Origin of the sequence: Lachnoanaerobaculum sp. MSX33 (genome assembly GCF_000512995.1) — a bacterium.
Classification (GTDB): Bacteria; Bacillota; Clostridia; order Lachnospirales; family Lachnospiraceae; genus Lachnoanaerobaculum.
This window is the reverse complement of the sequence record NZ_AZXX01000028.1, coordinates 44,705-64,799: the sequence shown is the minus strand read 5'-3', so window position 1 is coordinate 64,799 and position 20,095 is coordinate 44,705. Positions and strand designations below refer to the sequence as shown.

General features: G+C 36.1%; 21 protein-coding genes. 17 read left to right on the top strand and 4 right to left on the bottom strand.

Going from position 1 to position 20,095, the window contains the following annotated elements; genetic code table 11:
* Window positions 1-20: 20 nt before the first annotated feature.
* Window positions 21-1,412, bottom strand: a complete 1,392-nt coding sequence (gene asnS, locus HMPREF1495_RS03395) for an asparagine--tRNA ligase (protein ID WP_034212053.1) — start codon at window positions 1,410-1,412, stop codon at window positions 21-23.
* Between the two features lie 343 nt (window positions 1,413-1,755).
* On the opposite strand from asnS, the gene HMPREF1495_RS03390 reads away from it, so the two are divergent.
* The 6 genes from HMPREF1495_RS03390 to dnaB all read left to right on the top strand — a co-directional run bounded on the left by HMPREF1495_RS03390 (window position 1,756) and on the right by dnaB (window position 8,431).
* Window positions 1,756-3,030, top strand: coding sequence for a glucose-1-phosphate adenylyltransferase (locus tag HMPREF1495_RS03390; protein WP_007592718.1), 1,275 nt, complete (start codon window positions 1,756-1,758; stop codon window positions 3,028-3,030).
* On the top strand, window positions 3,027-4,148 hold the full coding sequence (glgD, locus tag HMPREF1495_RS03385; RefSeq protein WP_007592716.1) for a glucose-1-phosphate adenylyltransferase subunit GlgD: 1,122 nt from the start codon (window positions 3,027-3,029) through the stop codon (window positions 4,146-4,148). Before HMPREF1495_RS03390 ends, glgD begins: the two co-directional genes overlap by 4 nt.
* A 24-nt stretch (window positions 4,149-4,172) precedes the next feature.
* Window positions 4,173-4,454 (top strand): septation regulator SpoVG, encoded by a 282-nt coding sequence (spoVG, locus tag HMPREF1495_RS03380; protein WP_007592713.1) that lies wholly within the window; start codon window positions 4,173-4,175, stop codon window positions 4,452-4,454.
* Window positions 4,455-4,659: 205 nt separating this feature from the next.
* Entirely contained in the window at window positions 4,660-6,654 is a 1,995-nt protein-coding gene (locus HMPREF1495_RS03375) for a DHH family phosphoesterase (RefSeq protein ID WP_034212051.1), read from the top strand.
* Window positions 6,654-7,100: a 50S ribosomal protein L9 gene (rplI, locus tag HMPREF1495_RS03370; RefSeq protein WP_034212049.1), complete on the top strand. Its 447-nt coding sequence runs from the start codon at window positions 6,654-6,656 to the stop codon at window positions 7,098-7,100. Before HMPREF1495_RS03375 ends, rplI begins: the two co-directional genes overlap by 1 nt.
* Window positions 7,100-8,431 (top strand): replicative DNA helicase, encoded by a 1,332-nt coding sequence (dnaB, locus tag HMPREF1495_RS03365; protein ID WP_034212047.1) that lies wholly within the window; start codon window positions 7,100-7,102, stop codon window positions 8,429-8,431. The genes rplI and dnaB overlap by 1 nt, the downstream gene beginning before the upstream one ends.
* 104 nt (window positions 8,432-8,535) lie before the next feature.
* Here the strand turns inward: dnaB and HMPREF1495_RS03360 are convergent, their stop codons facing one another.
* The gene (locus HMPREF1495_RS03360) at window positions 8,536-8,703 is read right to left on the bottom strand and encodes a DUF362 domain-containing protein (RefSeq protein ID WP_007592708.1); all 168 of its coding nucleotides are present in this window, start codon (window positions 8,701-8,703) and stop codon (window positions 8,536-8,538) included.
* Between the two features lie 244 nt (window positions 8,704-8,947).
* Between HMPREF1495_RS03360 and HMPREF1495_RS03355 the strand changes: the two genes are divergently transcribed.
* From HMPREF1495_RS03355 to hslO, 3 genes are read left to right on the top strand one after another with little or no spacing between them, the layout of a single operon-like run.
* Complete coding sequence (locus HMPREF1495_RS03355; RefSeq protein ID WP_034212045.1) at window positions 8,948-9,451, top strand: SEC-C metal-binding domain-containing protein; 504 nt, start codon at window positions 8,948-8,950, stop codon at window positions 9,449-9,451.
* A 57-nt stretch (window positions 9,452-9,508) separates the two neighbouring features.
* Window positions 9,509-10,261: a class I SAM-dependent DNA methyltransferase gene (locus HMPREF1495_RS03350; RefSeq protein WP_034212043.1), complete on the top strand. Its 753-nt coding sequence runs from the start codon at window positions 9,509-9,511 to the stop codon at window positions 10,259-10,261.
* Entirely contained in the window at window positions 10,262-11,146 is an 885-nt protein-coding gene (hslO, locus tag HMPREF1495_RS03345; protein WP_034212041.1) for an Hsp33 family molecular chaperone HslO, read from the top strand.
* Between the two features lie 71 nt (window positions 11,147-11,217).
* Here the strand turns inward: hslO and HMPREF1495_RS03340 are convergent, their stop codons facing one another.
* Window positions 11,218-11,421, bottom strand: coding sequence for a cold-shock protein (locus HMPREF1495_RS03340; RefSeq protein ID WP_007592698.1), 204 nt, complete (start codon window positions 11,419-11,421; stop codon window positions 11,218-11,220).
* A 226-nt stretch (window positions 11,422-11,647) separates the two neighbouring features.
* Between HMPREF1495_RS03340 and HMPREF1495_RS03335 the strand changes: the two genes are divergently transcribed.
* Entirely contained in the window at window positions 11,648-12,196 is a 549-nt protein-coding gene (locus HMPREF1495_RS03335; protein WP_034212039.1) for a DUF5662 family protein, read from the top strand.
* Window positions 12,197-12,339: 143 nt separating this feature from the next.
* On the opposite strand, the gene HMPREF1495_RS03330 is transcribed toward HMPREF1495_RS03335, so the two are convergent.
* Window positions 12,340-13,413 carry a ribonuclease H-like domain-containing protein gene (locus tag HMPREF1495_RS03330; protein ID WP_007592692.1) on the bottom strand — a complete coding sequence of 358 codons (1,074 nt, stop codon included), beginning with the start codon at window positions 13,411-13,413 and terminating at the stop codon, window positions 12,340-12,342.
* A gap of 123 nt (window positions 13,414-13,536) precedes the next feature.
* On the opposite strand from HMPREF1495_RS03330, the gene ruvA reads away from it, so the two are divergent.
* The 7 genes from ruvA (at window position 13,537) to HMPREF1495_RS03295 (ending at window position 20,074) form a co-directional block, all read left to right on the top strand.
* On the top strand, window positions 13,537-14,127 hold the full coding sequence (gene ruvA / locus HMPREF1495_RS03325; RefSeq protein ID WP_007592690.1) for a Holliday junction branch migration protein RuvA: 591 nt from the start codon (window positions 13,537-13,539) through the stop codon (window positions 14,125-14,127).
* Window positions 14,128-14,151: 24 nt separating this feature from the next.
* Window positions 14,152-15,150 carry a Holliday junction branch migration DNA helicase RuvB gene (ruvB, locus tag HMPREF1495_RS03320; RefSeq protein ID WP_034212037.1) on the top strand — a complete coding sequence of 333 codons (999 nt, stop codon included), beginning with the start codon at window positions 14,152-14,154 and terminating at the stop codon, window positions 15,148-15,150.
* Between the two features lie 2 nt (window positions 15,151-15,152).
* Window positions 15,153-17,402: a U32 family peptidase gene (locus tag HMPREF1495_RS03315; RefSeq protein WP_034212035.1), complete on the top strand. Its 2,250-nt coding sequence runs from the start codon at window positions 15,153-15,155 to the stop codon at window positions 17,400-17,402.
* Between the two features lie 68 nt (window positions 17,403-17,470).
* Window positions 17,471-17,917, top strand: a complete 447-nt coding sequence (locus HMPREF1495_RS03310; protein WP_034212033.1) for an NUDIX hydrolase — start codon at window positions 17,471-17,473, stop codon at window positions 17,915-17,917.
* On the top strand, window positions 17,904-18,527 hold the full coding sequence (locus HMPREF1495_RS03305; RefSeq protein ID WP_034212031.1) for a hypothetical protein: 624 nt from the start codon (window positions 17,904-17,906) through the stop codon (window positions 18,525-18,527). Before HMPREF1495_RS03310 ends, HMPREF1495_RS03305 begins: the two co-directional genes overlap by 14 nt.
* A gap of 1 nt (window position 18,528) precedes the next feature.
* Complete coding sequence (locus tag HMPREF1495_RS03300; protein WP_007592680.1) at window positions 18,529-19,023, top strand: dihydrofolate reductase; 495 nt, start codon at window positions 18,529-18,531, stop codon at window positions 19,021-19,023.
* 25 nt (window positions 19,024-19,048) lie between these two features.
* Window positions 19,049-20,074 (top strand): sugar kinase, encoded by a 1,026-nt coding sequence (locus HMPREF1495_RS03295; RefSeq protein ID WP_034212029.1) that lies wholly within the window; start codon window positions 19,049-19,051, stop codon window positions 20,072-20,074.
* The last annotated feature ends 21 nt before the right edge of the window (window positions 20,075-20,095 follow it).

The following is a 20,095-nucleotide window of genomic DNA, read 5'->3' as shown; positions in this document are numbered from 1 at the left end:
TAAAGTTTACCTCCCTATTATTATAATTCGCAATTTCCTACCGTTCTTGGGAATGGAAGTACGTCTCTTATATTTGACATTCCTGTAAGATACATAACGCATCTCTCAAATCCGAGACCGAAACCTGCATGTCTGGTTGAACCGTATTTTCTGAGATCAAGGTAGAAGTCATAGTCCTTTGTATCCATACCAAGCTCCTCTATTCTTGCTAAAAGCTTGTTATAGTCATCCTCTCTTTGGCTTCCGCCCATTATCTCACCTATTCCCGGTACAAGACAGTCCATAGCGGCTACGGTTTTCTTGTCTTCGTTTTCCTTCATATAGAATGCCTTGATTGCCTTCGGATAATCTGTAACGAATATAGGCTTTTTAAATACCTGCTCTGTAAGGTAACGCTCATGCTCTGTCTGAAGGTCACATCCCCATGAAACCTTGTACTCAAAGTTTTCATTATTCTTTTCAAGTATTTCAATGGCCTCGGTATATGTGATTCTGCCAAAGTCCGACTCGACAACATTCTTGAGTCTGTCTAAAAGTCCCTTATCTACAAACTGGTTGAAGAATTCAAGCTCAGGTGCGGCATGTTCAAGTACATAATTTATTATGTATTTGAGCATACTTTCGGCAAGATCCATATTGTCATTAAGATCACCGAATGCAAACTCGGGCTCAATCATCCAAAACTCAGCTGCATGTCTGGTAGTGTTTGAATTCTCGGCTCTGAAAGTAGGTCCGAATGTGTAAATATTTCTGAAAGCCATGGCAAAGGTTTCACCGTTTAACTGTCCTGAAACTGTAAGGTTTGTCTCCTTACCGAAGAAGTCCTTGGAATAATCTATAGTTCCGTCGTCTTTAAGCGGTGGATTTTGCGGATCGATTGTTGTAACTCTAAACATCTCACCGGCACCCTCGGCATCACTTCCTGTAATTATCGGAGTATGTACATACACAAAATCTCTTTCCTGGAAGAACTTATGTATAGCATAGGCAATAAGAGATCTCACTCTGAATACCGCCTGGAATGTATTTGTTCTTGGACGTAAGTGAGAGATTGTTCTCAAATACTCCAAAGTATGTCTTTTCTTTTGCAGAGGATAATCTGAACTTGATTCACCCTCGATATCAATATGTGCAGCCTGAATTTCAAAAGGTTGCTTTGCACCCGGTGTTGCTACAAGTGTGCCCTTTATAACAAGTGCGGCACCGACATTAACCTTTGTCAATTTATTAAAATCAGGTAGACTGTCATTGTATACAACCTGAATCTGCTCAAAATAACTTCCGTCACTTATAACAAGAAAGCCGAAAGACTTTGAATCTCTGTTGCTTCTTACCCATCCTCCTATTGTGATTTCAGTATCAATATACTTTGAAGTGTTTTTGTATATTTCTCTTACTGTTGTCAGCTTCATTAGATTTCCTCCTCAATACCGTTTAGGCATAAATTTAGTAACATCTAATTATAGCATACATTCAATTGTTTGGACAACTTAAGAACCGATAATATTTTGCGTTTTGTGAACATTTGAAACCTTAGTGAAAATAACTAAAAACATATAAAATACTTTGTGCAATTTTTAATGTAACATGGTAAATGCTGTTAATTGTATCATAATTATTGGAAGCAGATATTAAATTTCATCAAAACATAGAAAAAAATACGTTAAAATAAAATCTTTTATTCACAATCGAGTATATTTGTGCTATAATTCAAGTGTAAACATAAGGAAATAGCATTAGCAACGAGGTGTGTACATGATTAAAAAGGAAATGATAGCTATGCTGTTGGCAGGAGGACAAGGCAGTCGCCTTGGGGTGCTGACACATAATGTGGCAAAACCAGCAGTTTCATTTGGCGGTAAGTACAGAATTATAGATTTTCCGTTGAGCAACTGCATCAATTCAGGTGTTGATACGGTTGGAGTCTTGACTCAGTACCAGCCTCTTAGGCTGAATACCCATATCGGAATCGGAATTCCGTGGGATTTGGATAGGAATATGGGAGGAGTCACTGTATTGCCGCCGTATGAAAATGCTGCAGGTAGTGACTGGTATTCAGGTACTGCCAATGCAATTTACCAAAATCTTGAGTATATGGAAAGTTACAATCCTGATTATGTTTTGATACTTTCAGGTGATCACATATACAAGATGGACTATGAGGTAATGCTCGATTACCACAAGGCAAACAATGCCGATATAACTATTGCGGCTATGCCTGTTTCGATGGAAGAGGCATCAAGATTTGGAATACTTATAACCGACGAAAACAGCAGGGTAACGGAGTTTGAAGAAAAACCTAAAGTTCCAAGGTCAAACCTTGCATCTATGGGAATTTATATTTTCTCATGGAAGGCGCTTAGAGATTCTTTGATCGAATTATCAAATGAACCGGGATGTGATTTTGGTAAACATATTATTCCACATGTGTTTAACAAAGGCGGTAGAATTTTCAGTTATGAATTTAACGGATATTGGAAAGACGTAGGTACTTTGGAAACATATTGGGAAGCAAACATGGAGCTTGTTGATATAATACCTGAATTCAACCTGTATGAAGAATACTGGAAGATTTATACCAAGGGCGATATTATTACTCCACAATATATTTCGGCGGCTTCCACCATAAACAAGAGTATTATTGGTGAAGGTGTGGAAGTTTACGGAGAAGTGAACAATTCGGTAATAGGTGCGGGAGTTGTTATTGAAGAGGGTGCGGTGGTTACCGACTCCATAATTATGAAGGGCAGTAAGATAGGCGCAAACTCGAAGGTTACCAAAGCTATTATCGCTGAAAATTCCGAAGTCGGAAAAAATTGCGAGATTGGAGCTTTTGAATTCTGTGAGAGCAGATACGATAAGAAAGTTTACAATTGCGATCTTGCAGTAATCGGGGAGAGAACAACTATCCCTGACGGTGTTGTTATTGGTAAGAATACAGCTATTTTGGGAAAGACAACCATAGATGACTATGTGGATGGTAAACTTTTAAGCGGTGACTTCATTGTAAAGGTAGGTGGTAAGATATGAGAGCAATAGGAATAGTGTTGGCGGGCGGAAACTCAAAAAGGATGAAAGAACTTTCCAACAAGAGGGCTATTGCAGCAATGCCTATCGCCGGAAGTTACAGAAGTATAGATTTTGCACTCAGCAATATGTCAAATTCACATGTACAAAAAGTGGCTGTATTTACACAGTACAACTCAAGATCGTTGAATGAACATTTGAGTTCATCAAAATGGTGGGATTTTGGAAGAAAACAAGGTGGTTTATTTGTTTTCACACCGACTATTACCGCTGAGAGTTCAGATTGGTATAGAGGTACTGCTGATGCATTGTATCAAAATTTGGTGTTTTTAAAGAGATCTCATGAGCCGTATGTTATTATTAGTGCAGGTGATGGTATTTATAAACTTGACTATAATAAAGTATTGGAGTATCATATTGAAAAGAAAGCAGATATTACTGTAGTATGCAAGAAAGCAAATGATACAGAAGATTTGACTAGATTCGGTATGGTTTCAATAAATGATGATGGTAGAATAGTCAATTTTGAAGAAAAACCGATAGTTACTGATTCTGTAAATATATCCTGCGGGATATATATTATCAGAAGGAGACAACTTATTGAACTGATTGAAAGAAGTATTGCGGAGGACAGATATGACTTCGTAAAAGATATTTTGATCAGATACAAAAATTTGAAGAGAATATATGCATATAAGATTAATTCTTATTGGAGCAATATAGCTTCAGTAGAATCTTATTATAAGACAAATATGGATTTCTTGAAAAAAGAGGTGAGAGATCATTTCTTTGTAGAATATCCGGGCGTGTATTCTAAGGTTGACGATTTGCCGCCGGCAAAGTATAATCCGGGGGCTAAGGTGTCAAATTCACTTATTGCAAGTGGCTGTATCATAAACGGTACAGTTGAAAACTCAGTTCTTTTTAATAAATCGTACATAGGTAACGGTTGTATAATTAGGAATTCTGTTATTTTGAATGATGTATATATTGGCGATAACACAGTCATTGAAAACTGTATTGTGGAAAGCCGTGATACAATACGTGCAAATTCGACTTATATTGGGACAGCAGAGCAGGTCAGAATAGTAATAGAAAAAAACGAAAGATATACTCTTTAAGGAGATTAAGGGGGGATTCAAATAATGCAGATTACTGATGTCAGAGTTAGAAGAATTGATAAAGAAGGTAAGATGAAGGCCGTTGTATCGATTACTTTAGATAATGAATTTGTTATTCACGATATTAAGGTTATCGAAGGTGAAAAGGGATTGTTTATAGCTATGCCAAGCAGAATGGCAGCTGACGGTGAGTACAGAGATATTGCTCATCCTATAAACTCTCAAACCAGAGAGCTTATTTCGGACACGGTCATAGGTAAGTATGAAGCAATGTTGCTTGAAGACGCAGCAGATGTGAATGTATAATTTGATGAGTGTGAAATTTATATTATGAAAAGTTTTTAAGGGCTGTGAAAACAGCCCTTATTTAAGTTTTATAGAAAATCGCTAAGCTTGATAGATTATACTTTTCTTGATATAATCAATTAAAACTTTTATAATAAAAGCGATGACATTTTGCCGCATATTATATATGTGGCGGAATACCATTTTTAAAATAATGGAGATGCTAATGAAAAACAAAAAAAATACAAAGGCAATCTTAAGGAAAAACTTGCTGTATTCACTTATAGTCTTGGTGTTTTTGCTTGGAATATTGTTTGTTGCACCGGGGAAAGGCTGTGGTGCAATAATTTTTTTACTGGCGCTTTTCGGAATAATATACATTGTAGTATGGAATATTATGATTTCAAGAAATTTGTCAAATTACATGGTAGAGTATGCCATGGCAAGCGAGAATACGCAGAATATATTTTCTCAGGATTTGGATATACCATATGCCTTGATGGATAAAAAGGGAATTATAGCCTGGAGAAACAGGGCTTTCAATTCGCTTGTACAAAAAGACAGGCAGTCCAAAAAAGATATTCATGCGATGTTTGAAAATATCACTGAAAATGATATTGAGAAAATTACCGATAAAACGGATTTTCACGGCGAATATCAGGGTAGAAAATATCGTATAAGGATAACAAGATTATATATTGAGGAGTCTTTTGTATATACGATTTGCCTTTTTGATGAAACCAATCTGGTGGAATTACAAAATAAGAAGGATGATTCCATGCCTGTGGTAGGACTTATCTATATGGATAATTATGATGAGGCCATGGAAAGTGTTGAAGAGGTAAGAAAGTCGCTTCTTGAAGCGTTGATTGACAGAAAGATAAATCAATATATAAACAGTTTCAACGGTATTGTAAAGAAGCTTGAGAAAGATAAATTTTTCTTTGTTATAAAGAGAGAAAATTTGAACTCGGCGATAGAGGTAAGATTTGATATTTTGGAGGATGTAAAGACTGTAAATATCGGTAATGAAATGAGCATCACCCTAAGTATCGGTATCGGCTATGGAAGTGAGAATCTTTCAAGAAACTATGAACTGGCAAGAATGGCTATGGATATGGCACTTGGAAGAGGAGGAGACCAGGCTGTTGTAAAGACTGAAAAAGAGATAAAATACTTCGGCGGAAAAGCACAAACTGTTGAAAAGCAGACCAGAGTGAAGGCCAGAGTAAAGGCTCATGCATTCAGAGAATTGCTTGAGAATAAAGATAAAGTAATTATAATGGGGCATAAAATTCTTGATATGGATGCCTTCGGTGCCGCGATAGGAATCTGGAGGATTGCTACCAGTCTTAACAAAAAAGCTCATATCCTGATGGGAGATGTAAATCCTTCGGCAAGGCCTATGATAGAGAAGTTTAAGACTGCGGAGTATCCGGATGATTTGTTTATTTCCGAGGAAAAGGCTGTAAACAGTATTACAAACGAGTCTTTAGTGGTTGTTGTGGATGTAAACAGACCGAGTATTACAGAGGGACCTTCTCTTTTAAAGAAGGCTAAAAATATTGTGGTATTTGACCACCACAGGCAGAGCTCGGAGATAATTACAAATGCAACATTATCTTATGTGGAGACTTTTGCATCATCGGCCTGTGAAATGGTATCTGAGATTGTACAGTATATATCTGACGATATTAAGTTGAAAACCGTGGAAGCGGATGCTATGTATGCGGGAATAGTAATTGATACTCAAAACTTTAATGTGCAAACAGGTGTAAGAACATTTGAGGCTGCGGCATTTCTGAAGCGATGCGGTGCCGATGTCACCAGAGTCAGAAAGATGTTTAGAGAAGACGCTATTGATTACCTTGCAAAGGCTGAAGCGATTCACAATGCCGAAATCTTTAAGGAGTGCTATGCCATAAGTGAATGTGATTCCGAGAATACGGCATCACCTACTTTGGTATGTGCACAGGCTGCAAATGACCTTTTAAATATAAAGGGTATAAAGGCAAGTTTTGTTTTGACATTATATAATAATATAATATATATCAGTGCAAGATCCATGGATGAAGTAAATGTTCAGACAATTATGGAAAAACTTGGTGGAGGCGGACACAGATCCGTTGCCGGAGCACAGATAAAAGAGGGCACAATAGAAGATGCGAAAAAACGTGTGAAAGAAGTGCTGAAAGAAATGATTGAAAAAGGAGAAATATAATGAAAGTTGTTTTATTGGAAGATGTAAAATCATTGGGAAAAAAGGGCGATATTGTTGAAGTAAGTGAAGGTTATGCAAGAAACTTTATTATACCTAAAAAGAAGGGCGTAGAGGCGAATCAGGAAAATTTAAATACTTTAAAACTTCAAAAAGCAAATGAAGAAAAGATTGCAAAGGAAAAGCTTGAGGCTGCAAAGGAGTTGGCTGCAAAGCTTAATGAAGCAAGCGTATCATTGACAATAAAGGGTGGAAAAGACGGAAGAACTTTCGGTTCCGTATCATCAAAGGAAATAGAAGAAGCCATAAAGAGTCAGCTTGGACTTGAAATAGATAAGAAAAAACTTGTAATTGCGGAGCCTATAAAGACTTTCGGAAACCATGAAGTAAAGGTAAGGTTACATAAGGATGTCACAGCCGCACTGAAGGTAAAAGTTGGAGAAGAGTAATGGAAGAAGCTCTGGTTAAGAGAGTGATGCCAAACAGTATAGATGCCGAAAAAGCGGTTTTGGGATCTATGCTGCTTGACAAAGAGGCTGTTGCAAGTGCTATAGAAGTTCTGGATAAAAATGATTTCTACAGCAAGGCATACGGCACTGTATTTGAATGTATGGTTGAACTCTTTAATGAAGGTAAACCTATAGATTTGGTGCTTATTCAAAATAAACTTGTTGAAAAGCAGGTACCTCCGGATATAACAAGTCTTGATTTTTTCAGAGGGATAATGGACTCGGTTCCGACATCTGCAAATATAAAAAATTACGCTAAAATAGTTAAGGATAAGTCCAATGTCAGAAGGCTTATTAAAATATCGGAGGAAATAGTAAACGATTGCTATGTGGGCGAAAAGGGAGTCGATGAACTTTTTGCAAAGACGGAAAATGAGATATTTAAACTGCTTCAGACCAAGGAAACAAAGGATATTGTACCTATAAATGATGTGGTATTAAATGTTTTGGATAAAATAGAAGCCGCATCAAAAAACAGTGATACAGTTACAGGTATTCCTACAGGATTTGTGGATTTGGATTTTAAGACCAGCGGACTTCAGCCTTCCGATCTTGTTTTGGTGGCTGCGAGACCTTCCATGGGTAAGACCGCATTTGTCCTTAATATAGTTCAAAATATTACTATGAAGAAGAAAATTTCATGTATGGTTTTTTCTTTGGAGATGAGTGCCGAGCAGCTTGTCAACAGACTTTTGAGTATGGAGAGTAATGTGGATTCGCAAAAACTTCGTACAGGAAATCTTAATGACAATGACTGGAACAGTTTGATAGAGGGTGCTGTAAGTGTCGGATCCTCCACATTGGCAATTGATGATACTCCGGGTATTTCAATAAATGAGTTAAGGTCCAAATGTAGAAAGATGAAGCTTGAAAAAGGTCTTGATATTATTATAATAGATTATTTACAGCTGATGACGGGAAGCGGAAAGACTAATATAAGCAGGCAACAGGAGATTTCGGACATTTCCAGAAGTTTAAAGGCTTTGGCAAGAGAGATGAGAGCACCTGTTATCGCACTTTCGCAGCTTTCAAGAGCCTGTGAAACAAGACCGGATCACAGACCTATGCTTTCGGATTTGAGAGAGTCCGGAGCGATAGAGCAGGATGCCGATGTTGTAATGTTTTTGTACAGAGATGATTATTATAATAAGGATACGGAACATCCGAATGAAGCCGAGGTTATTATTGCAAAACAAAGAAACGGTGCAATAGGAACAATAAATCTGGTTTGGAAACCTGATATAACAAAGTTTGTAAACATGGCGAGATAGGCAACTGTCTCGCTTTTTTATATAAGTAAATATCTTTTAGGTAATAAAAAAGACCTGCATGAGCAGGTCGTATGATAAGTATTATCGCTTTGAGCAAGCAATAATTAAGCTATAATAGCATCTGTAGGGCAAACTGAAGCACATGTACCGCAATCGATGCAAGCATCAGCGTCGATGTTGAACTGAGTATCTCCCTGTGAAATTGCACTTACAGGACACTCGCCCTCACATGTTCCGCAACTAACGCACTTATCTGTAATTGTATATGCCATTGAAATTTCCTCCTAAAATTTATATGTTTCTCTTACTTGATGATATTCTAATCTATTTAATGTAAAATAACAAGAGTAAATTTGCATGTATTGAATAAAATACAAGTTAGTACGACCTTACTTAATATACAATTTATACAATAATTTGCATTAATCAGAATATTCTACAATCCTGCTATCTTGCTTTTAAAGAGGTTTTAGTATATAATACTTAATCAAGTTTAAGAAAAAAGGGGAAGTTACGATGACCTTATTGGAAAATTGGAGAAATAAAGCTTACGGCGATGCAACAGATGACAGGCAAAAAGAAGAGATTTGGAAAAACTACTTTATAGTTGAAAAGGGTATCTATGAGAAGATCTTAAAGAACCCTAAAGATGTTATCAAATGCACCGTAGCGGAATTGGCAACAAAATTTGATACAGATATACAGACAATTACAGGCTTTTTGGACGGTATAAATGATTCACTTAATAAGCCTAATCCTATTGAAGAAATGAAGGAAGATACGGAGATTGCTCTTGATATCGACCTTGAGAAGCTCTATTACAACATGGTGGAGGCTAAGGCGGACTGGCTTTATAACTTACCTGAGTGGGACAGCCTTCTGGATGAAGAAAAAAGAAAAGAACTCTACAAGGCTCAGAAAAAGAGCGGTACTGTAGTTAAAGAAAAGAAAGTCGGCAGAAACGATCCATGTCCGTGTGGAAGTGGAAAGAAGTATAAATTCTGCTGCGGTAAGAACTAAATAAGGGTATTATTTTAGGTGGCGGTTTGACGTCACCTAAAATTTTAAGGAAAAATAATGGAGCAATATACAAATTTTGCAAAAGTATATGATTTGTTCATGGACAATGTTCCCTATGACAAGTGGGTGGAGCAGATAAAGGATATATTATATAAAGAGAATATAAAAGACGGGTTGATATGTGATCTGGGATGCGGTACCGGAGCAATTACCGAAAGGCTTGCAAATCTGGGATATGATATGATAGGTATAGACAACTCGTATGATATGCTTGATGTGGCAATGGAGAAAAAATATGCTTCGGGTAATGATATATTATATCTTTGTCAGGATATGAGAGAATTTGAGCTGTACGGAACTGTAAGCGCAATAATATCTCGTTGTGACAGTTTGAATTATATAAGGGAATTATCTGAGCTTAAAGAAGTATTTGCCTGGGTGAATAATTATTTGGATCCTAACGGGCTTTTTATTTTTGATATGAATACTGAATATAAATATCAAAATATACTTGGGGATAATACTTTTGCAGAGGTAAGAGAACAGGCAAGTTTTATATGGGAAAATACATATGACATTGATAAAAGAATCAATGAATATGATTTGAATCTTTTTATAAAGCTTGAAGGTGATAATTACAAAAGGTTTGAAGAAAGGCATGTACAAAAAGCTTATACCTTTGATGAAATATTATCTGCGATAGATTCAAGTAATATGGTGCTTGAAAAATATCTGGATGCGGATACTTATGGGGATATAAGTGAAAATACTGAGAGAATACTTTTTGTGGCCAGAGAGAAGGGAAAGTAAATGAAAGATTATATGGTGAAAGCCACTGCGGCAAACGGATATATAAGAGCTTTTGCTGCAAATACAAAAGATTTGGTTGAGGAAGCCAAAAACGATCATAATACTTCACCGGTGGCGACTGCGGCATTGGGAAGAATGCTTACCGCAGCGGCAATGATGGGAAGCATGATGAAGGGAGAAAAGGATCTCCTTACATTAAAAATAGAGGGCGACGGCCCTCTCGGAGGAGTGATTGCAACAGCAAACAATAAAGGTGAAGTAAAGGGATATCCTTTTAATCCTACTGTTATTATTCCTCCTAATGCAAAGGGTAAACTTGATGTTGCAGAGGCAATCGGTGTCGGACTTATGAGTGTTATAATGGATACCGGAATGAAGGAGCCTTATGTAGGTCAGGTGGCACTTTTATCCGGAGAAATAGCTGAAGATTTGACATATTACTATGCGACAAGTGAGCAGACACCTTCAAGTGTCGGACTTGGGGTATTGTTAAATAAAGATAATACAATAAATGCGGCAGGAGGTTTTATTATACAGCTTATGCCACATTGTCCTGATGAAATAATAGATAAGCTTGAAATAAAAATAAATAATTTAAGACCTGTCACCACAATGCTGAGTGAGGGCATGTCTCCAAATGAAATACTTAAGGATATCTTGGGAGATGTGGATCTTGAATTTAACGAGAGTCTTGATCTTTGCTTTAAATGCAATTGTGATAAGGAGAGGATAGAAAAGGCTCTTATAAGTGTAGGGGAAAAAGAGTTGCAGGAAATGATAGATGATGGTAAGTCTATAGAAGTGAAATGTCATTTTTGCAATAAGGCATATGATTTTAATGTGAATGAGCTTAAGGATATGCTGAAAAAAGCTACAACAAAGTAGTTTACGGCATCTTGATGAGAAGACGATATAAAAAAAGAGCTCTTAAAAGAGCTCTTTAAACATATCTATGATTATCTGACTACTGTAACGTTTACGGCCTGTGGTCCCTTAGCACCCTCAGTTAAATCATATTCAACCGAGATTCCCTCATCAAGAGTCTTAAATCCTTCCATGTTTAAATCAGAAAAATGTACGAATACATCACTTCCGCCTTCATCTGAGATGAAACCGTAACCTTTTTGGTTATTAAACCACTTAACTGTACCTCTGTTCATAAATAATGCCTCCAAATAAAAAAGTGTAACTACAGAAAAAAGTTAAATAGCTTGAAAGATTACAGGCTCAAAAATCCGTTTGGGGGATAATTGAAAGTCGTTCTTTGTTTAGATGAAAGTAAAACTTTCTATCATCAAGCATTCAAGTGGTAATTTTTATCTGTAATTATATGATATCACGCAATGTGTATATTGTCAAATATTTAATTAGAGGAGATAGATAATTATGCATAATAACAGTGTATTTAATCATTTAAAGACAATAAATAAACATAAGCTTACTGTAATGGACTTTTGTTTTAAAATTGGTCTAATTAAGCAGGGATTCCTACACGATTTGAGCAAATATTCGCCTGAAGAGTTCTTAATAGGTATAAAATACTATCAAGGAGACAGGAGTCCGAATGCTATAGAGAAGCTTGAAAAAGGGTATTCAAGCTCATGGCTACATCATAAGGGAAGAAATAAACATCATTTTGAGTACTGGATTGACTACGGTCCTGACGAAAAAGACGGGCTTATGGGTATGAAAATGCCTTTAAAATACGTGCTTGAGATGTGTTGTGACAGAATTGCGGCTTCAAAGGTATATTCCGGAGACAGCTATACAACAGATGTTCCATGGGATTATTACAGCAAGAGAAAAGATTATATTGATTTACATAAGGATACAAGAGCCTTGCTTGAAAAAATCCTGCTAATGAATAAGAATGAGGGTGAAAAGAAGGCTTTGGCATATATGAGATGGCTTTTAAAACATCCATATGTATATTGATTTTATATTATAAATTGTAGAAAAAATTGAAAATATATATTGATTTAATACATAAAGTCCTTATAATCAGAATTTATAAGGACTTTATAAATTTATAACCTATTTCAGTATTTTTTGTATCTATTTTCTGAATAATCTAATTATTATTTTAATAGTTTAAAATGTTTGAATATTTCGACCAAGTATTTACCGAAAAACTCTTTGTCATCAAAATCGAGTTTTGCTAAATTTATATATTTTTCTTTTGCTTTGTAATCTTTTTTAAATGTTTCATCAATATCAGACATATTAAAGCAGTATATATAATCGGCAAACTGCCTGATATAGGCGGTTTGTCTGGTGGCTTTTTTCTTTACCGCTTTGTCTACAAATTCTCCTATACTTTTATGTATGGCATAATCTTCAATTGTGAGATAATAGTAGTCCTTGTAATTTTCAAAGAAAAATTTCAACTCATCTTTTAATATAGGTATGCTTATTTCCGCTTTATTACCTGAAATATATAATGAAATATCGTCGGTGAGTTTCAAATCATGCGGTAGAGTTTCATTGCAGATGTAGTTTAAAAACAGTGTATCATCATTTACATGTCCTGATTTGACGGTAAAGTTTGAGTCAAAAAAATCCGGGTAAGAGAGCATCTCCACAACCTTTAACATACCCAAAAGATCTTCTTCGTTATGTAATAGCAGGGCATGTAAAATATCCGAATCTTTATTTTGTGTATATCTGTAGTAAAATTCTATAAGTTCGCCTCCGGTATAGATATCCTCTCGATGCAGCCCCAGAAATTCCTCCAATGATTTCTGATTCATTCTTTCAAGTCCGAGCGGTTTCTTTAAATGTCTTATTTTCTTGTATATATCGATGCTTACATACTCATCAAGCGGATTGAAAAGATAGTATTGCTTGGCACATTCTCTTATATAAGGAAGGTCAAAGCCGTCTCCGTTAAAATGAATCAAAGTATCGAATTTTGCGGCATACTCATAAAATGACTGTAACATAGACGTTTCATCGGACATATTTTCGGAAAACCATTGCTTAAAGTTTAAATTGTCTTTTTCAACACTTATACAGCCGATAAGATAAAGCTTTGAATTTTTCGGACTCAGTCCTGTGGTTTCTATATCAAAAAAAAGTACTTTTTCCGGATTTCCTATTTTTGATAAATCATATTTTATATTGTTCTTAAAAATCTTTGTTATTTCTTTCATACCTGTATTATAATATCCTCGCATGTTTTAATCAATAATTTGCGAAAGTGTGTTCGATTTTGTTTGATTTGTAATCTTGCTATATGATATTATAGTCTTGAGATTAAAATATTGGGAAGAGATATGATTGCATATATAAAAGGAATTGTTGTAGAGAAAAATATTGACAATATAATAGTGGAATGTGCCGGTTTGGGTTATGAAGTATTTGTTTGCGGTAGAGATCTGGAAAATATATCAAAGGGAAAAGATATTGTTATACATACATATTTGAAGATTTCAGAGGATGCACATACATTATACGGATTTTTAGACAGAGCGGACCTTAGTATGTTTAAAAAGCTTATAGGAATAAGCGGTGTCGGTCCGAAGGCTGCGCTCAGTATAATGTCGACTTTAAGTACATTTGACTTGAAGATGGCTATAGTTTCCGATGATCACAAGGCGATAAGTGCGGCTCAAGGTATAGGACCTAAGATTGCGAAGAGAATAATTCTTGATTTAAAAGAGAAGGTTGATCTTGAAAGTATCAAATCCATAGAAAATGAAAAGCCTGTAAACGGCGGAGTGCAAAGTGAAGTTGTGGAAGCTTTGGTTTCCTTGGGATATTCAAGCAGTGAAGCTTATAAGGTGTTAAGAAGCATTGATATAAATGAATCCGATACTACAGAGGATATACTGAAAATTGCTTTAAAAAAGATGGCGATATTCTAAGAATAAGATATAGTGGGCATATAAATGGAAAGAAGAATAATTTCAACTGAAATAACAAAAGAAGATAAGCAGATAGAAAAAAGTCTGAGACCTCAATTTTTAAATGAATATATCGGTCAGGATAAAATAAGAAAAAACCTTAAAATTTATATAGATGCTGCAAAGCTTAGAAAAGAAAGTCTTGACCATGTGCTTTTCTACGGCCCTCCGGGACTTGGAAAGACTACACTTTGTAATATCATTGCAAATGAGATGGGAACAAACTTAAAGGTTACCTCAGGCCCTGCAATTGAAAAGCCGGGAGATATGGCTGCGATTTTAAATAATCTGAATGAGGGTGATGTGCTTTTTGTGGATGAGATACACAGGCTGAATCGCCAGGTGGAAGAAGTGCTTTATCCTGCAATGGAAGATTTTGCAATAGACATTGTAATAGGTAAGGAAGCCGGAGCAAGAAGTATCAGACTGGATTTGCCCAGATTCACTTTGGTGGGTGCAACCACAAGAGCGGGCCTGCTTACGGCACCGCTTAGAGACAGATTCGGTGTGGTACAAAAGCTTGAATTTTATACTACAGACGAGTTGAAAGAGATTGTAATGCGCTCATCCATGGTTCTCGGTGTGGAAATAGATGAGAGCGGAGCCATGGAAATTGCAAGAAGAAGCAGAGGTACTCCAAGACTTGCAAACAGACTTTTAAAGCGTGTCAGAGATTTTGCACAGGTAAAGTATAACGGTGTGATAGATAAAAAAGTTGCGGATTATGCACTGGATATCCTTGATGTTGACAAACTTGGGCTTGATAACAATGACAGAATGATTTTACTCACTATTATAGAAAAGTTTGGAGGAGGTCCGGTGGGACTTAATACTTTGAGTGCGGCATTGGGTGAGGATGCAGGTACTTTGGAAGATGTATATGAGCCCTATCTTTTGATGAACGGACTTATAAACAGGACACCGGGAGGAAGAGTTGCTACTGAGAATGCATATATCCATCTCGGTATTGAAATGAAAGGTTAAGAATGAATAATGTAGAGCTTTTGGCTCCTGCCGGCTCGTATGAGAGTCTTGTGGCGGCGGTCAATGCAGGAGCGGATGCGGTATATATAGGAGGAAAAAAGTTTTCAGCCAGAGCATATGCCGATAATCCGGAAGAGGATATTTTAATAAAGGGTATTGAATACGCTCATACTTTCGGGGTAAATGTCTATATGACTGTAAACACTCTTTTAAAGGAAAGTGAAATCGGAGAGCTTTTTGATTATATAAAGACTTACTATAATGCAGGTGTTGATGCGGTTATAGTACAGGATCTCGGTGTGTTTGAATTTATAAGGAAGCATTTTCCGAAGTTACCGGTACATGCCAGTACTCAGATGACTATAACGGGAAGCTACGGAGCCATATTTTTAAAAAATCAGGGGGCAAGCAGAATAGTTCCGGCCAGAGAGATATCTTTGGAAGAGATAAGAGACATAGATAAAAAGAGCGATATTGAAATAGAGTGCTTTGTACATGGAGCGCTTTGCTACTCATATTCAGGGCAATGCCTTATGAGTTCAATGATAGGCGGAAGAAGCGGAAACAGAGGAAGATGTGCTCAAACCTGCAGACTGCCTTATGATGTGTATGAAGGTGACAAAAAACTTAATAAAGCCGATGAAAGAAATCTTTTAAGCTGTAAGGACCTATGCAGTTTGGATATTTTGCCGGATCTTATTGAGGCGGGAATAGATTCTTTGAAAATTGAAGGAAGAATGAAAGCGCCAAGATATACTGCAGGTGTGGTAAGTATATGGAGAAAGTATTTGGATCTGTATAATGAAAAAGGAAGAGCCGGATATAAGGTTGAGAAGGCGGACAGAAAGCTTTTACTTGACCTCTTTGACAGAGGCGGACAGACCGACGGTTATTATAAGGAGCATAACGGCAAGGATATGATTGCTCTGCATGAAAAGCCTGTTAATAAGCAGGTGAACTCGGAGTACTTTGATTATCTTGATAAGACTTTTGTTGAAGGTAAAAAGCAACTTTCCGTTTCAGGCTCAATCATATTAAAAGAAAATACTCCTATAACATTTGATGTAAGTATAGATAATTTAAAAGAGGTCTATGGCAGAGATAAAGAATTTGACAAGTTTTTATCTGTGGAAATTATCGGTGATATACCTCAGCCTGCAAAGAACAAAGCTGTTTCTTTGGAAGATGTGGATAAACAACTAAAAAAGACGGGTAACAGCAGATTTCACTTTGAGAATTTAAGTATAGAGCTGGATGATAATCTGTTTATCCCTTTAAAGGCTTTAAACGAGATAAGAAGAGAGGCCTTGGATAAGCTTGAAGAGAAAATTTTAACAAGGTATACAAGAGATGATTCGGATATAAAGGAATACGAAGGATTTATACATCCGGTTATAAGCGGCGAGAAAAAAGAATCCGATAGAGTAAAACTCAATATACTTTGCGAGAGCATGGAGCAGATAGACGGTGCAATTCAATTTGCAAAGGAAGAGGGGATTGTACTTGATGAGATAAGTATAGAGAGTGAACTGCTTGGATATGAAGGCATAACTGAAAAAATAAATACATTAAGGTCTTATTCAAGCAACTGTAACTTATATATGCCGCATATTTTCAGAGATGAGGCAAAGAAATTTTTTGCAAAGCATATAAAAGAAATTAAAGATTTTAAGTTTGATAATTATATAGTCAGAAGTCTGGAAGAAATATTTTACATAAATGATAATATAGACGCTTCGGCAAGTATTATACTTGATTACAATATCTATGCTTATAATAAGAATACAATAGACTTTTATAATGAAAAGTTTAATGTAAAGAGACTTACATATCCTTTGGAGCTGAATCTGAATGAGATGAAACAGCTTGAAAATGAGGGAAATGAGATGGTTGCTTACGGAAAGATCCCTATGATGGTTTCTGCACAATGTTTAAAGAAAACTACAAAGGGCTGTGACCATAAGAAGGAAGTACTTGTATTAAAGGACAGAAAAAACAGTGAGATGCAGGTAAAAACACACTGTGATTTTTGTTATAACACGATACTTAATTCAAAGCCGCTTTCAGTTATAGGAATGGAAAAAGAAATAAAAAAGATTGCACCGGGAATATTAAGACTTTGGTTTACCACAGAGAATGTGAGAGAGACAAAGGCTGTCATAAGGAAATACTTTGATTATTTTATTAAGGGAATTGATGTTGAAAATATTTCGGATTTTACAAGAGGACATCTAAAAAGAGGCATAGAGTGATATGTTCTTTACTATAGCGCAGCATTGGTTTATACTTCTTTTAGTTATCACTAAAGTGGAGGTGTGGAATGATAGAAGCAACCAGCTGCGGTGGTGTAGTTATATATCATGGAAAGATATTGACCTTGTTTAAAAATTATAAAAATAAATATGAGGGATGGGTTTTGCCGAAAGGAACTGTGGAACCGGGTGAAACATTTGAACAGACTGCACTGAGGGAGGTTTACGAGGAAACCGGAGCAAAGGCTAAAATAGTACAATTTATAGGAACCAGCCATTATACATTTAACACAAGTACGGAGATTATTGATAAGAGAGTACATTGGTTTTTGATGAAGACCGACAGCTATTTTTCAAGACCGCAAAGAGAAGAATATTTTGTAGATTCGGGGTATTATAAATACCATGAATCTTTTCATCTTTTGAAATTTTCAAATGAAAGAATGATGCTTGAAAGAGGCTATAATATGTATATGGAATTAAAAAGAAAAGGGAGATGGGATGATAGATTTTAACAGAGTTTATGTTATGAATTTGGAAAATGCCATAAGAGGCGCAAGAAATCCGATGAATTCATGGGCGAGATCGGACAGTTATTATGATGAAAACGGTCAATATATTTTAGGGGAGAATGATTTATCGCTTGCAAAAAGGCTTAGAAATGCCGGAACAAGCGACCACAGAAAGTATTTAAGACAGGTAATGCTTTCTGTTGATATAACCGCACCTATGTATTGGTGGAAAGAGTACGATACATATAAGGTTGCCACAGTTGCAAATTCCACATCCACGATGCACAAGATTCATTCAAAACCTTTTGAGATTGAAGATTTTTCACATGATCATCTGACTGAGAACGGTCTGAAAGTTTTAAAAGGCCTTGTTGATGAAATGGAAAAGATAAGGCTTGAATATGTGGAAACTAAGGATAAGGCACTTTGGTATGACCTTATACAGCTTTTACCTTCAAGCTACAATCAAATGAGAACCTGTACATTAAACTATGAAACTCTCATTAATATTTATAAATCAAGAAAACATCATAAACTTGAAGAGTGGAGAAGATTTTGCAATTGGATAGAGACATTGCCTTATGCAAAGGAACTGATTATAGCTGAGGAATAGGATGAATATAATTGTTTCGGTAGATAAAAAATGGGGAATCGGAAATAAGGGGAAGCTCTTGGTTTCGATTCCCAAAGATATGAAACTTTTCAGGGAGGAGACTGTAGGAAAGGTGATAATAATGGGACATAATACATTATTGTCACTTCCCGGTTCTCAGCCGCTTGCAGGAAGAGAAAATATAGTTTTATCAAAAGATAAAAACTTGAAAATAAAAGGTGCAACAGTAGTAAACAGTGTGGAGTCATGCTTGGAGTACCTTAAAGAAAATAATATTAATAATGAAAATGTTTTTGTTATAGGGGGAGAAAGTGTTTATAGAAATTTCTTGCCCTATTGCAATGTCGCCCATGTTACATATATTGACTATGAGTATGCGGCTGACAGACATTTTTTGAATCTGGATGCTGATAAGGAATGGAGTCTTTTGCTTGAAACAGAGGAAGAGACATATTTTGATATACCTTATACATTCAGAATGTATAAAAGAGTTTAGGTAAGTTTTTTTGAAAGGCAAAGAGATGGATAAGAAATTTGATTTATTGACTTTGGGACAGGCGCTTTTAAGACTTTCACCTGTAAGAGATGACAGACTGGTAAGAGGAGATACACTTATCAGACAGGTAGGAGGTGCGGAGTTAAATGTTGCGGTAGGTGCATCACTTCTCGGATTAAAAACCGGAGTTATAACAAAGCTTCCTTCACATGAAATGGGTGCATATATAAAGAATACTGTCAGATCTTATGGAATCAGTGACGATTATATAATATATGATTCGAATAAAGATGCCAGAGTGGGGATATATTTCTACGAAAACGGGGCATATCCGAGAAAGCCTAATGTAATATATGACAGAAAAAATTCATGCTTTGAAAGTATAAGTATAAATGAGTTTCCGGAAGATATGTATAAGTCCACCACATGTTTTCATACAACAGGTATAACATTGGCTCTTTGTGAAAAGTCAAGAGAAACCGCAATAGAAATGATAAAGAAATTTAAAGAGAATGGATCTATTATATCATTTGATGTAAATTTCAGAGCCAATCTTTGGTCCGGTGATGAGGCAAGAGAGACAATAGAAAAGATATTGCCGTTTGTGGATATATTCTTTTGCTCCGAGGATACAGCCAGACTTACTTTCGGAAAGACCGGAGATGTAAGAGAAATTATGAAGTCGTTTACCGAGGAGTATCCTATCTCAATAGTGGCATCTACACAAAGAACAGTGCATTCACCGAAGGTACATGATTTCGGATCTGTAATATATAATGCTTATCAGGATAAGTATTATACGGAAAAACCTTATAAGGCTATAGATGTTGTTGACAGAATCGGAAGCGGAGATGCATATATTGCAGGAACATTGTACGGACTTTTACATTACAGACTTGACTGCGAAAAAGCGCTGGCTTACGGCAATGCATATTCTGCCGTAAAAAACACTATACCGGGCGATGTGCCTTCTTCAAATCTGAATGATATCGACAATATAATTGCGGATCATAATATGACTGACGGCTATAAGTCTGAAATGAACAGGTAGCTAAAAATAACATTTGAGGTT